This window comes from Candidatus Pseudothioglobus sp. uisw_142 (assembly GCF_059512465.1).
The window spans coordinates 490,626-504,363 of sequence record NZ_CM183452.1 but is presented as its reverse complement, the minus strand read 5'-3'; the positions used below and the strand labels follow the sequence as shown (position 1 = coordinate 504,363).

The 13,738-nt window shown below is 32.5% G+C and carries 9 protein-coding genes and 1 pseudogene; 4 read left to right on the top strand and 6 right to left on the bottom strand.

All coding sequences use genetic code 11. The annotated features are described in order from the left end of the window. Positions 1–68: 68 nt before the first annotated feature. From AC5YGB_RS02555 to AC5YGB_RS02530, 6 genes and pseudogenes are all read right to left on the bottom strand, one after another. Complete coding sequence (locus AC5YGB_RS02555; RefSeq protein ID WP_496137695.1) at positions 69–2,477, bottom strand: O-linked N-acetylglucosamine transferase family protein; 2,409 nt, start codon at positions 2,475–2,477, stop codon at positions 69–71. Then, a complete protein-coding gene (locus AC5YGB_RS02550; protein WP_496137694.1) occupies positions 2,478–5,279 on the bottom strand; it encodes a tetratricopeptide repeat protein in 2,802 nt (933 codons plus the stop codon). It abuts the gene before it with no gap. Between the two features lie 11 nt (positions 5,280–5,290). After that, a complete protein-coding gene (locus tag AC5YGB_RS02545; RefSeq protein WP_496137693.1) occupies positions 5,291–6,247 on the bottom strand; it encodes a sulfotransferase in 957 nt (318 codons plus the stop codon). A 78-nt stretch (positions 6,248–6,325) separates the two neighbouring features. Further along, a pseudogene (locus tag AC5YGB_RS02540) lies at positions 6,326–6,640 on the bottom strand (tetratricopeptide repeat protein); the annotation flags it as partial. Continuing rightward, positions 6,637–7,653, bottom strand: a complete 1,017-nt coding sequence (locus tag AC5YGB_RS02535) for a tetratricopeptide repeat protein (protein WP_496137692.1) — start codon at positions 7,651–7,653, stop codon at positions 6,637–6,639. The gene AC5YGB_RS02535 and the pseudogene AC5YGB_RS02540, both read right to left, overlap by 4 nt. A gap of 3 nt (positions 7,654–7,656) precedes the next feature. Continuing rightward, the gene (locus tag AC5YGB_RS02530; RefSeq protein WP_496137691.1) at positions 7,657–9,309 is read right to left on the bottom strand and encodes a sulfotransferase; all 1,653 of its coding nucleotides are present in this window, start codon (positions 9,307–9,309) and stop codon (positions 7,657–7,659) included. A gap of 277 nt (positions 9,310–9,586) precedes the next feature. Between AC5YGB_RS02530 and AC5YGB_RS02525 the strand changes: the two genes are divergently transcribed. From AC5YGB_RS02525 to AC5YGB_RS02510, 4 genes are all read left to right on the top strand, one after another. Further along, a complete protein-coding gene (locus tag AC5YGB_RS02525) occupies positions 9,587–11,395 on the top strand; it encodes a sulfotransferase (protein ID WP_496137690.1) in 1,809 nt (602 codons plus the stop codon). 68 nt (positions 11,396–11,463) lie between these two features. Next, positions 11,464–12,624 (top strand): LLM class flavin-dependent oxidoreductase, encoded by a 1,161-nt coding sequence (locus AC5YGB_RS02520; protein ID WP_496137689.1) that lies wholly within the window; start codon positions 11,464–11,466, stop codon positions 12,622–12,624. 19 nt (positions 12,625–12,643) lie between these two features. Continuing rightward, the gene (locus AC5YGB_RS02515) at positions 12,644–13,315 is read left to right on the top strand and encodes a glutathione S-transferase N-terminal domain-containing protein (protein ID WP_496137688.1); all 672 of its coding nucleotides are present in this window, start codon (positions 12,644–12,646) and stop codon (positions 13,313–13,315) included. A 12-nt stretch (positions 13,316–13,327) separates the two neighbouring features. Next, positions 13,328–13,735: a nuclear transport factor 2 family protein gene (locus AC5YGB_RS02510; RefSeq protein ID WP_496137687.1), complete on the top strand. Its 408-nt coding sequence runs from the start codon at positions 13,328–13,330 to the stop codon at positions 13,733–13,735. Positions 13,736–13,738: the final 3 nt, after the last annotated feature.

Genomic DNA, 13,738 nt, shown 5'->3' with positions numbered 1-13,738 from the left:
TAAATAGTCAAATAATTACTTATATATTTAATAAAACTTAACCTATATATTTTAATACTCTTAAGGCATCAACATTCAGTAATAATATGCTCAGGCTTTAAGCCATTTCGATATCTCTTATGCATTTTTGCATAGGCAGATTCAAGATTTTTTGTAAATAGTGGAGTGTTGAATAGAGGAGCTATTTTAAGATTACTAGCAAGTTTATCTGTAATATTTTTAAGTTTATCTGGATTTTTCGCTAATTCAATTGCTAGCAGCTCATACTCTTGTTGAGAATTTGTAATAAGTTCAGGCAAATTTACTGCACTTAAAATACTTGCTGCCATTCGGCTTTGATAAGCATTACCTTTTAAAGTCAATACTGGAAGTCCCATTTTTAGAGCGTCACTAGCAGTCGTTCCAGCGTTATATGGTGAAGTATCAAGAAACAAATCAGCAACTTTATATCTTGCTAAGTACTCTGGTCTTGAAAGTTTTCCTCCAAAAATAAGTCTTGTAGAGTCAACACCTCTAGCAATAATTTCTTTGATCAAGTTTTTTTGTGATAACTCATTATTTACATAAATCATTAAGACACTTTTCTTAACGCTCTTAAGGATTCGTGCCCAACTATCAAATGTGTTAGGTGTAATTTTATAAGTATTATTAAAACAACAAAATATGAAATCTTTTTCTGGAAGGCCAAAATCCTTTTTTGAAAAACTTATATCTGGAAGAGTTTCTTTAGAGTCATTAACTTGAAAAGTTTGGAGGTAAACAATCTTTTCTAAAAAAAATTTTTGATTTTTTTCAGGAATCATTATGTTATCAGCTATCAAATAGTCATAGTAGTCGGCGCCCATAGTTCCTAGATAGCCGATGTAGCTAATTTGAATAGGTGCCGCTGACATGGCAAATATTGCTGTCCTTGATCTTGCAGTGAATCCACCTAAATCAACTGCAATATCAATCTCATGTTTTCGAGCCAACTTAACAATATCAATATCAGAAAATTCAAGCACATTATGGAAATGGTCAACACCCTTTTTAATTCGAAGATTCATTTCATCATTTGTGTTGGGACCAAAAGAAAATGCGTGAATTTCGAATTGATTTCTATTATGAGTTTCGAAAAGTTCGGCTGTAAGTGTTGCAACGGCATGTATCTTAAAATCTGCAGAAAAATAACCTATTCGAATTTTTTGATGATTTATATATGGAGTTATTTTTGATAATTCATCATTTCTAGGATAATAATATTTAGCAAATATTTTGGATGCTTTAGATTGGAGCTTAGGATCGTCAATTAAACTAAGCAAAGGAAAGGGACTGATTACTTTATTAGCATCAATTATCTTATTTTTTATTTTTATAAGATTACTTGATAAATCATCCCAGATACAAAGGTTCATTTTAATATTCAAAATATCCCCAATAATAAAATCTATTTCTGGATCCATTTCATATGCCTTTAAATAATTTAAAAGAGCTTTTTCTCCATTCTTTTTATCTTTATAAATAGCACCTAAGTTAACATATGCTTGAGCATATTCTGGCTTGATTTCAATTGCCTTTTCATAATATGTTTTGGCTGCATCTGATCTCCTAAGCTTTACAAGAATATTTCCATAGTTGTTGAAAGCCTCTGCATAATTAGGGTTAATCGATAATGCCTTTTCGCAATTTTCAATCGCTTCTGTTGTGTGACCAATAGCAAGGTATGCGCTAGCAAGATTGTTATATGCACCTGAGAAATTTGCTCGAATTGAAATTGCTTTTTTAAAGTCAGTTATAGCATCCTCAAATTTTCTAAGAGTTTTTAAAACTATTCCTTTGTTGTAGTAGGCTTCAGCAAAATTTGGATTTATTGAAATTGATTCAAGATAGGCTTCTAAAGCATCATTCAATAGACCTAGGTCTTTTAAGGTATTTGCAAGGTTATTATGAACTTCTGCAATACTAGGGTTAATTTTAATTGCCTTTTTATAACTTTCTAGAGCGTCATCTAACCTTCCAAGATCTTTTAATGTATTAGCAAGATTATTATGAACCTCTGCAATATTTGGATTTAGTTCAATTACCTTTTGGTAACTGCTAATTGCATCATTAAGGCTTCCAAAATCTTTAAGAGTATTTGCAAGATGATAATGAGCATCAATATAGTTTGGGTTAATACTTACTGCTTTTTTAAAACTATCGATAGCCTTATTTAATTGACTAAGATTAATATAAGTAACACCAAGGTTTTTATAAGCCTCAAAATAATCTTTCTTTATTTCTATTGCCGCTTTAAACATTTCTAAAGATGAATCAAATTGTCTTAATGAGTTATAACAGAGACCTAAAATATTAAAAAATAACGGTACGCCAGGGTAGCTATTATTTAGAATATTTATTGCTTCAATTGTTTCGACAAATTTTCCAGAATTATAAAGAGAGATAATCGATTGAATTTCTTCATTTGAAGGGTTTAGTTGCTCTTTATTATTATTCATTTAATCTATTACATGAATATGATCTGGCTTAATTCCTTTGCAACATCTTTGATGCATTCTTGTGTATGCAAACTCTAGATTCTTTGTAAATTTTGCAGTATCAAAAAGAGGGGAGGAATGAAGATTAACATTAAGTTTTTTCTTTATTTTTTGAAGTTTTTCTTGATTATTAGCTAAGTTAATTGCTAGCAACTCATATTCCTTAAAAGTATTGGTAATCATTTCTGGCAATTTGACTGACTCAATAATACTTGCTGCCTCTTTAGAGTTAAATGAATCACCATTAATTGTTAAAATTGGCAGTCCCATTCTTAATGCATCACTTGCAGTAGTTCCAGCATTATAAGGATGGGTATCAAGAAAAAGGTCAGCTAATCGATATCTTGCTAAATACTCCTCACGAGGAAGCTTTTCACTAAAGATAAATCTTTTAGGATCAACTCCTCTTTTAATTGCCTCTTTAATAAGATTTGTTTGTGCAGATTGATTTGAAACATAAATCATCATGACACTATTGTCTACATTATTTAATATTCGAGCCCAACTATCAAAAATAGTTGGGGTAATTTTATAAGTATTGTTAAAACAACAAAAAACAAACGATTCCTTAGGCAATCCAAGCTCTTCTCTAGAGAAAGTAATATCTGGAGGCGACTCTTTTGAATCATTCACTTGGTAACTTGGTAGGTAAGCAATTTTTTCGGAATAAAATTGCTGATTCTCCTTAGGAATCATGCCACTACCCACAATTAGATAATCATAATAGTCTGTCCCCATTGTTGAGAGAACTCCAATATAACAAACCTGAACTGGTGCAGCTAGCATCGCAAAAATACCTGTTCTTGAATCTGCAGTATACCCACCCAAATCAACTGCAATATCAATTTCTAGTGATCTTGAAAGCATGGCAATTTCTTGATGGGTCATATCGATTACGTTATGAAAATAATCCACACCTTTCTTAATTCTAAGATTCATTTCATCATTTGTATCAGGACCAAATGAAAATGCATGAACTTCAAATTGAGTTCTATCATGAACTTCATAAAGCTCAGCTGTTAAAGTTGCAACTGGATGCATCCTTAAGTCAGCAGAAAAATACCCTACTCTGATTTTTTTATGATTTGGGTGAGATTTTATCTTTGGTAATATATTTTTTTTTCGAAATTGATCATTTGCATAAATTGTAGAGGTTTTCCCTTGAAGCTTAGGATCATCAATTAAGCTCAGCAGATCAAATGGAACAATTACTTTTTCATTGTTATTAATTCTTGATCTGAGCTCAATTAGTTTTTTTGAGAGCCCGTCCCAATGACATAAATTCATCTTAGTGCTTAATATTGTCCCCATGTTATAAGCTAGATTTGAGTTGATATCATTTGCGATTTCAAGGCTTTCAAGGGCCCTGTCAAGCTCATTCATTTCTGTAAAAATATGACCTTGAATAGCAAAACCCTCTGCAAATTTAGGATTAATTTGTAATGCTTTTCTATTGTATTTAAAAGCATCTTCTAAACGATTCAATTTGGTCAATATAATTGCAATATTGTTGTAAGCAGATTCATACTTAGGGTTAATCTTTAAAGCGTTTTCATAAGATTTTATTGCGTCATCCAACTGGCCAAGCTCCGAAAAAACAATTCCAAGATTATTATGAGTATCAAAATCATCTGGATTAATTTTAATTGCTTTTTTATAGTATTTAATTGCCTCATCTGGATGACCAATTTCCTTATAAGATATACCAATGTTATTTAAAGCATCAGAATTTTTTGGCTCAATTAATAGTGCTTTTTTGTATGAAGCAATGGCATCATCATAGTTGCCATTATCTCTGTAAGTTACACCAAGGTTATTTAAAGCATCAGAATTTTTTGGCTCAATTAATAGTGCTTTTTTGTAGGAAGCAATGGCATCATCATAGTTGCCATTATCTCTGTAAGTTAACCCAAGATTATTCCAAGTATTAAAGTCTTCTGAATTAAGACTAATTGCATCCAGATATGAGTTGATAGCATCATTGAATTGACCAAGATCTCTTTGAACATTTCCAAGATGATTAAAGGTCGTTGGATAGTCCGGCCTTATTTTGATTGCTTTTTCATAGCACTTCATTGCTTTGTTCAATTGAACAAGGTCTCTAAATACATTGCCAAGATTATTATGTGCCTCTATAAAATCTGGTTTTATGGCAATTGCCTTTTTATATGATTTAACAGCTTTATTTAATTGGCCCATACTCTTATGCGCAATACCAAGGCTGTTGTATCCCTCCGCAAAGTTAGATTTGAGCTTTAATACTTTCTCAAAATGCTTGATCGATTCAGGCATTCCAAGACTCTGAAAGGTAAGACCAAGACTGTAATGTGCCTCTAAATATTCAGGCTTAACTTTTAAAGCATTTTTAAAACTTTTTAGTGCTAATTCAAATTCACCAAGCTCTCTATATACATTTCCAAGATTATTATGGGCTTCGGCATGATCTGGCTCATATTTAAGGGAGGTCTTGAAACAATCAACCGCATCATCAAACTTTTTCATATTATGAAGGGTACCGCCTAGGTTATAGTGAGCTTTTGCATAATCAGGTTTAACTTTAATTGCCTTATTGTAGAATTTTGCTGCAATATCATACTTGCCTAGCCCATCCTGGCATGCACCCATAATATTAAGTATTAATGAGTTATTAGGATGATCCCTTAGTAATTTTTCAACTAATTCTAATGCCTCTGGAAATAAATTATTAGAAATAAGATTGATAACATTGCTAATCTCTGATTGTAATAGTTTGTCTTGAACCATATTTTAAATTTTTAATCCAGGCCATCAATTAGTGGTTGTAAATAAGCTTCATATTTTTTCCACTCTTCAGAACTACCTTGATAAATTTTTTGTTTAACTTGAAGGGCGCTAGTAGTCTGGACATCAATCTGATTATTATAGAATTCAAGACAATTTGGATCCCAATCTAGATCACAATATTGTAATAATTTTCTGGTCTCATCTTCATGGTTGAGTGTTAAGTCCTCATAGCAAACATCATATATTTTATTTGGAAATAGCTGATTCCAAAAATTCATCAAATCTTTATATGAATTATAATATTTTGCTAAATCTAACATACTATATGAAAAGCCCATACCAACCCCACTAAAGTAATTTTTATAAATTGACCAACAGGTTGCCATTGCGTCGCGACTAATATGAATAATTTTTGCTTCTGGAAAGGCTTTTAAAATAAAGCCAATATGCTCAAAGTTGATAGGCATTTTGTCAGTAATGACATTTTCTTCAAAATGATTACTATTTAGAAACTCTGAATATTTATGACGAATAAGCATGCAGCTTTCTTCAGAAAATTCTTTATTATGTATTAAGTAATCATCAAGCAACTCATTAATTACTTTAATCAATGCAGCTGATTCACCACCTCCATATACTAGACAATGACTACAAATTATTTGTTCTAATAAAGTTGTCCCTGATCGAGGCATTCCAACTATAAATATTGGTCTTTTTATTAGGGGCTTAAACATTAATGACATTTCAATTACGCTCTCAGATTCAAAAATTTTTTTATATATCTTGTGTTTATTCTGATCTTCTTTAAAAGAATAATTTAATTCTTTCTTGCGCAGTTGGTTACCTTCATTTAATACTTCAAATAATTTATCATTCTCACCTATATCAGCATAGGCTTTTGCCAATGCAAAATATAAATTTATTCTGTCATATTGACTGGAGTTTTTAATAGATAGTAAAGAATTCATATGCTCAATTCTCTTATCACCTTTTTCATAGGTTATTATCGTACTTAAATTTCGATGAACTGTTGTAAATCCTGGATCAATTTTTAGCGCAGATTCATAACAAAAAGATGCTCTATCAATTTGATTACGTGCAATAAAGAGATTTCCTAGATTGTTATAAGCATCTTTAAGATTAGGGTTTATTCTTAGAGCGGTTTCATATGCTTTAATAGCGCTATCATTATGTCCATGATCTTGGTAACAGATACCCAGATTAAAATAGGCGTTAAAGTAATCAGGCTCAATAGAAAAAGCTTTTTTATATGACTTAACAGCCTTATCATATTCATGAAGCCAATAATAAGCATTTCCTAGGTTATTGAAAGCCTCTGCATACTCTGGATAAACTTTTATTGCTTTCTCATAGGATTGAACTGCTTTTTCAGCTCACCAAGACTCTTATAAACATTACCAAGATTATTAAGGGAGTCAATATCATTTGGGTTAAGAAAGACAGCTTTTTTATAAGAATCAGCAGCATTATTGAATTGATCTAATTCACTATATGTGAGTCCTAGATTACTATAAGTTTCTGCATAATCAGGATTTAGTGTAAGTGCTATTTTATAGCGCTCGATTGCTTCTTCTAGCTTACCAAGATCTCTAAGAACGTTTCCAAGATTATTATGCGTTGTAGGATAGTCTGGTTGGATAGAAATTGCTTTTTCATAGGAATTAACTGCCTCATCTAATTTGCCAAGATCTTTCAAAACATTTCCTAGATTATTATAAGCTTCATGATAATTTGAATTAAGATTGAGTGCTTTTTTGTATGACTTAGTTGCATCAATCAATAAGCCTTGATTTTTTTGAGCAACTCCAAGATTATTATGAGCTTCAGCAAAGTCTGGCTTAATTAATAAGACTTTTTTTAAATAATTAATCGACTCAGGATTTTCAAGATCTTCCAAAGTAAGACTGAGGCTATAAAGCGCCTCAACATAGTCAGGATTAATAATTATTGCACTTTCATAGGAATTAGCTGCATCCTCAAGATCTCCAAGCTCCTTATATACATTACCCAGATTATTGTGAGCTTCTGCATAATCAGGTTCATATGAAATTGAAGCCTTATAGGAGCTAACTGACTCTTCAAGTTGTTGAAGATCATGAAGGGTGCCAGCTAAATTGAAATGTGCTTTAGCATAATCAGGTTTAATTTTAATTGCTTTTTTATATAACACTAAAGCTCGATTATGCTTTCCAAGGCCTGCATTACAAGCACCAGCAATATTAAGTAGTAATGAGTTATTAGGGTTAGAAACAAGTAACTTAGTGCTAAGATCTAAAGCATCCCTATAAAGGCCATTTGATACTAGATCAATAGCACTATTAATCTCTGACTGAGAGGGGTCATTTGAAATCATATTCTAACTTTTGTAATAATTTAAACCTGAAATGAGAGGCTGGAGGTAAGACTCATATTTTTTCCAAACTTCAGAGCTACCTTGATACATCTTTTGCCTTACTTGAAGAGCACTTGTAGTTTTAACTTCTGATTTATTTTCATAAAATTTAAGGCAATTTTCATCCCAATCTAGTTCACAATATTCAAGCATTCTACGAGTTTCATATTCTTGATTTATAGTAAGATTTTCATAAGAAATGTCAAAGATTTTATTTGGAAATTTTTTATACCAGAAAGACATTAAGTCTTTATACAGAAAATAATATTGAGCTAAATCATCCTGATTAAATGAATAACTATTCCCATTAAAATAATATTTATAGATTGACCAGCAAGTTGCCATAGGATCTCTATTCATATGAATAACTTTAGCTTCAGGAAAAGATGAAAAAATAAAACCAATATGACGGAAATTTAATGGCATCTTATCTAAAAAAATAACCTCTTGAGCCTTAAAACTTGATAGGAAATTAAAATACTTTTCTCGCACACTATGAAAATCTTTCTTTGAAATCCCCTTTTTTGAAGATGATTTAATCAATAATGGAACAATATATTGAGTCAATTGTGTTAACTCACCTGCACCATAAACTTCTTTATGATTGCCAATAATTTGATGAACTAAAGAGGTCCCTGAGCGAGGCATTCCAACAATAAAAATTGGCCTTAAGGATGATGGTTTTATTTTTAATTGAGTAGGAGAATTAAATATTTCTTTAATTAAACTAAATTTTTTGTAATCTTTTTCAATGACATAGCTTAATTCTTTCTTACGTAAACTATTTGCCTCATTTAAAAATATAAATTGCTCTTTTATATTATCAAGCTTTTCATGTACATGAGCTAAAGCAAAATTTAAACCAATCCGATCATTTAAACTAAGATCTTGGATAGACAATAATGACTCCATTTTCTTAACTCTTGGATTGTTTTGTTCAAACTTAAAATCCTTACATAAATGATAATGAGCATCTCCCCAATCTGGCCTCAAGTTTATTGCTTTTTCTATATTCTTTATGAACTCAGACTTATTGCCTATGTCTTTCTGGCATATCGCAAGATTAAAATATGCATTATCATAATTTGAATTAATTGAAATAGCTTTTTCAAAGCATCTAATGGCATCGATCACTCTTCCTGAATCACTAAAAGCAAGACCAAGATTATTGTGTGCTTCTGCAAAGTTTGGGTTATAGGCAACTGCCCATTCTAAATTTTCAATAGCTGCATCAAGTTGTTCTTTATCATTTTTAAGAATATTGCCAAGATTATTATAGGCATCAGGATAATTTGGTTGAATTGATATAGCCTTTTTGTAACTCTCAATTGCCTCATCAATCATTTTATTCTCCATAAGTACAGAACCAAGATTAAAAAATGCTTCTGCATAATCAGGTTTAAGTTCGACTGCAATCTTAAACATCTTAATAGAACCATCTAATTGACCTAATTGTCTATAGCATGCTCCAATTAGATTGAATAGTAATGGAACATTCGGATAAATTTCGTTCAATGCTTTTATTTGAACTATCGCTTCTTCAAACTTACCCTGAGAATATAGAGACATTACTTTATTGATTTGTTCTCGAGATAAAATAGGATTCTTATTTTTCATAAAGGACTTTCCATATTGCTTTAAAACAAAACAAATACTGCTAATTTACCAACCTATATTTAATGTTTTTCTCTCAAAATATTATTAGGGATAAAAAATTATTTTAAACGAGGTTCTTTGACATGCATTAGTCTTTATTATAGTTGATACCAATTAAATGAAAATTGAAAAACTAGTATAGCTTTATGAATTAAATGAAAATTTTCGAATAAAATAATGTCACTAAATATTGAAATAAATACTACTCAAGTCTTTTTAAAATATAAACTCATTAATAATGTCATTAAAAACTGAACGTCAACTCATTCGAGCAAAAAAACTTGTCAAAAAAGGCAAGTTTGATAAAGCTAAAGAAATTTATACGTCCATCCTAAAAATTTCTCCTAATAACCAAATAGCAAAAAATGAATTTTTTGCATTAGAGCAAATTCAAGTTAAAAATCCAGCCAAAGCTCAACTTGACAATGTCATGGATTTATACTCTTCTGGACATATAAAGGAGTCATTATCAGCTGTTAACCTGATGATACAAGATCACCCTAACGAACCAATATTATTTAACATTAGTGGCGCATGTTTCAGTTCTATTGGTCCAATTGATTCAGCAATTCAAGCCTTTAAAACAGCAATTTCCCTTAAACCAGAATATTCTGAAGCTCATTATAATCTCGGTGTTGTGTTCCAAAAAAATAGCCAGAATGATGATGCATATAATTGCTATGAGAAAGCAATAAAAATCAATCATGCTTATCCGCAAGCCCATAATAATTTAGGGATGATTGACCTTAAAAGAAGAAAGCTTGATGCAGCAGTTAAATGCTTTGAGTGGGCAATAGCATATAGTCCTAACTATGTTGAAGCTCACAATAATCTAGGAGCAGCATTTCAAGAACTTATGTTGTTTGAAAAAGCCAAAGAACAGTATGAAAAAGCATTATTAATCAATCCAAAATTTGCTCCAGCATTAAATAACTTGGGTGCAGCCTGCGAAATATTTGGTCTTACAGAACAGGCATTTAACAACTACACCAATGCAATAAATGAAGACCCAAACTACTCTGAAGCCCATCGAAATTTAAGTGTAATAAAAAAATACAAGAAAAATGATACTCAAATTAATCAAATGGAATCACTTTACAAAAAAACTCATTTGACAATCACTGATAGAAGAAACTTGTGCTTTGCTTTAGCAAAAGTTTATGACGATTTAGGCGAAAATGATCAATTCTTTAAGTTTCTTAATGAAGGTAATGATTTGAGAAAACAAGAATTAAATTATAAATTTTCTTCTAGTCAAAAAACTCATGATGGCCTTTTAAAAGCTTTCAAAAAAACGCCAAATATCTTATATGAATCAGTACAAAAAGAATCAAACATCCGACCAATCTTTATTCTTGGAATGCCAAGATCAGGAACTACATTAGTTGAACAGATTATTGCTAGCCATGAAAAGGTCCATGGAGCTGGTGAATTAAACAACTTAAAAAATATTGTTACTCCACTTTTAGAAAATCATTTCAATAGCAATAATAAAACTATAAATCAAGATGACATTGAACTCATTCGAAAACAATATTTAGACTCACTTATTAAATTAAATTCTAAAGAAAAAATATTAACTGACAAGATGCCTATGAACTTTAAGTTTATAGGGTATATCTTATCAGCAATCCCTGAAGCCAAGATTATTCATGTTAAAAGGGATGCTAGAGCTACTTGTTGGTCTAACTATAAGCATTATTTTAGTTCTGGAAATGGATTTACTTTTAATCAAAAAGATTTAGCAAAATACTTTGGACTTTATTCAGAACTTATGAACTATTGGCATAAGCTATTCCCAGATAAAATTTATGAATTAAGTTACGAAAAATTAACTGAGAACCAAAAACAAGAAACCGAAAAACTTTTAAAGTACTGTGATCTGAATTGGGATAAGAACTGTCTTAATTTTCATAAAAATACACGTGCAATTAAAACTGCAAGCTCCTCACAAGTTAGAAAAAAAATGTACCAAGGAAGCTCTGAGGCCTGGAAAAAATATGAACCAAATCTGCAGCCTCTTTTAGAAGGACTTAAATCTTACTAGCTTTTTTTCTTGAGTTTCAGTGTTTTTTTAATTATCATTCTATTTTTAATTATCTTATACTCTTTGTTATGAGATTTGATTTTGTCCCTTTTTTTAATCCTGGCGAAAATATCCCGTGGAATCGCGTCGTTAAGATGATGAGAGAACAAACGAATCTTGCTGAGCAAGCTGACTATACAACTGTTTGGCTTACTGAACATCACTTTGCTCATAATGGCTATCTAAATGCCCCTCCAAACCCCATAATGATGTCACTTGATTTAGCTTCTCACTCAAAAAAAATTAGAGTGGGTCAAGCACCCATAGTTCTTCCAGACTGGCATCCTTTAAGAGTTGCAGAAGATGTAGCACTTCTGGACAACATGACAGAAGGAAGAGTAGACTTTGGTGTTGCTAAAGGGATTAATGAAAGAGTAACGCTGCAATTCAATCAAGAAGCTGATCGTCGTAATAATGAGAAAAGTTATAGACTCTTTATGGAGTCTCTTGAGGTCATTTTAAAAGCTTGGACGCAAGATCCTTTCAAACATAAAGGAGAATTTTATGAGTTTCCTGTGCCTGGTTGGAAAGAAACAAACCGCTTTCTAATGCCCCTTGAGAAAGAATACCACTCAAATGATGGGGAGTATACTGGAATGTATATCCATCCTAGGCCTTACCAAGACCCTCATCCTCCAGTATGGCTAATGTCAAACTCCCCTCATACCTATAAACTGGCAGCTGAGAGGGGCTTTAAGGTCATAGGAATGTCAAGCCCTCCTGGAAAACTTGTGAGCTGCTGGGATGCATATGCTAATGCAGAGTCAAATGATGGAACAGATCATCAAAGAGGTGATGGCGTAGGAGTATGTACTGTTATTTATGTTGCTGAAACTATGGAGCAAGCTGACAAAGATGTAAGGGCTGCAATTAATGGTTACTATGAATATCTCAGCGGCTCAAGGCCAGAGGGAAGCTGGACTCGAAAAGCCTACCTTGATGATGATGCTAACCCAACGGATGAAGACCTGAATGGTGAGTGGTTTGATTTTCTTATGAAGTACGAACTGATCTGGGTTGGAGATGCTAACTATGTCTCTGAAAAAATTCAAAAGTATCATGAGTCAATAGGGCTTAAGCACATTATGCTACTGCAGCAATTCCCGGGCTTTGATTATCAAAAAATACTCAAGAGCATGACCCTTTTCTCTGAGAGAGTGATGCCTAGATTTAATCCAGATGGATCTTAAGAATTAGGAGAGTTAACTCATGCTAGAACTTTGGGGAAGAAAAAATGCCAATCAAGTGATTCAAGTCCTTTGGACGCTTTCTGAGCTTGGAGTTGAGTTCAAGAGACACTCCATAGGCACTGAGACTGGTGATCTTGAAACCAGAGAATATAAATCTCTTAACCCAAACTCTAAAATACCCACCATTCGAGATAACGGCTTTGTAATTTGGGAGTCTCACGCAGTCATTCGTTACCTTGCAAGGCAATATGGTCTCGGGAGCTTGTATCCTGAAGATCCTCAAAAAGCAGCCATATCTGATCAGTGGATGACTTGGTCAACTGATAGCTTTATCGGGACATTTTTCCCTGTTTTTTGGCAACTTGTAAGGACTGAAGAGAAAGACAGAGACCATGCTAAAATTGCTGAAATGGCTCAGCAAAGTGGTAATATTCTTAAAGTGCTTAATGAGCATTTAATTCACAATAACTTTGTTGCTGGAGATCAGTTCTCTTTTGGAGACATCCCGCTAGGTGTTTTAATTCATAAATATTTTGTTTTAGATATCGAAAGGCCCCCACTTCCAGGCATTGAAGCTTGGTACGAGAGGCTTAAAGAGCGTCCAGCCTTCAGAGAACATGCAATGCAGCCCTTTGGTAACTCCCCATCAGAATTCTTTGCCCTTCAAGCCAAGGGTGAGGAGACATCATAATAGGTAAATAATATGTCAATCTTTAACGCACAAACTAGCAAAGAAGAAACAGGAATAACCCCTAATCTTTTGGATGCAATTACCGATGCGTACAACAGGAATGATATCGATGCTGTCATGTCTTTCTTTGCTGAGGATGCAGTCTTTGATCATGCAGCTGGGCCTAATATCAATGGCACCCGCTTTGAGGGCCTAGAGACAATCAGAGGCATCTTTCAAGGCCTCTTTAATAACGTCGAAAGTGTTCAATGGAAACTAATTGATACCAGGGTATCAGGTGACAAAGCTTACTGTGAGTTTCATCGCATTGCTAAACTAAAGTCAGGTGAGGTTCAAGATTTTTTGAGTATCGATGTTTTAACGTTTAGGGACGGGCTAATCATTCATAAGGATACTTACTATAAAAATAGAAACAGTTAATGT

What these genes read in the sequence shown, in the direction of transcription:
- AC5YGB_RS02555 (WP_496137695.1), bottom strand. Translation starts at nt 2,477, where the DNA reads ATGAATAATAATAAAGAGCAACTAAACCCTTCAAATGAAGAAATTCAA.
- AC5YGB_RS02550 (WP_496137694.1), bottom strand. Translation starts at nt 5,279, where the DNA reads ATGGTTCAAGACAAACTATTACAATCAGAGATTAGCAATGTTATCAAT.
- AC5YGB_RS02545 (WP_496137693.1), bottom strand. Translation starts at nt 6,247, where the DNA reads ATGAATTCTTTACTATCTATTAAAAACTCCAGTCAATATGACAGAATA.
- AC5YGB_RS02535 (WP_496137692.1), bottom strand. Translation starts at nt 7,653, where the DNA reads ATGATTTCAAATGACCCCTCTCAGTCAGAGATTAATAGTGCTATTGAT.
- AC5YGB_RS02530 (WP_496137691.1), bottom strand. Translation starts at nt 9,309, where the DNA reads ATGAAAAATAAGAATCCTATTTTATCTCGAGAACAAATCAATAAAGTA.
- AC5YGB_RS02525 (WP_496137690.1), top strand. Translation starts at nt 9,587, where the DNA reads ATGTCATTAAAAACTGAACGTCAACTCATTCGAGCAAAAAAACTTGTC.
- AC5YGB_RS02520 (WP_496137689.1), top strand. Translation starts at nt 11,464, where the DNA reads ATGAGATTTGATTTTGTCCCTTTTTTTAATCCTGGCGAAAATATCCCG.
- AC5YGB_RS02515 (WP_496137688.1), top strand. Translation starts at nt 12,644, where the DNA reads ATGCTAGAACTTTGGGGAAGAAAAAATGCCAATCAAGTGATTCAAGTC.
- AC5YGB_RS02510 (WP_496137687.1), top strand. Translation starts at nt 13,328, where the DNA reads ATGTCAATCTTTAACGCACAAACTAGCAAAGAAGAAACAGGAATAACC.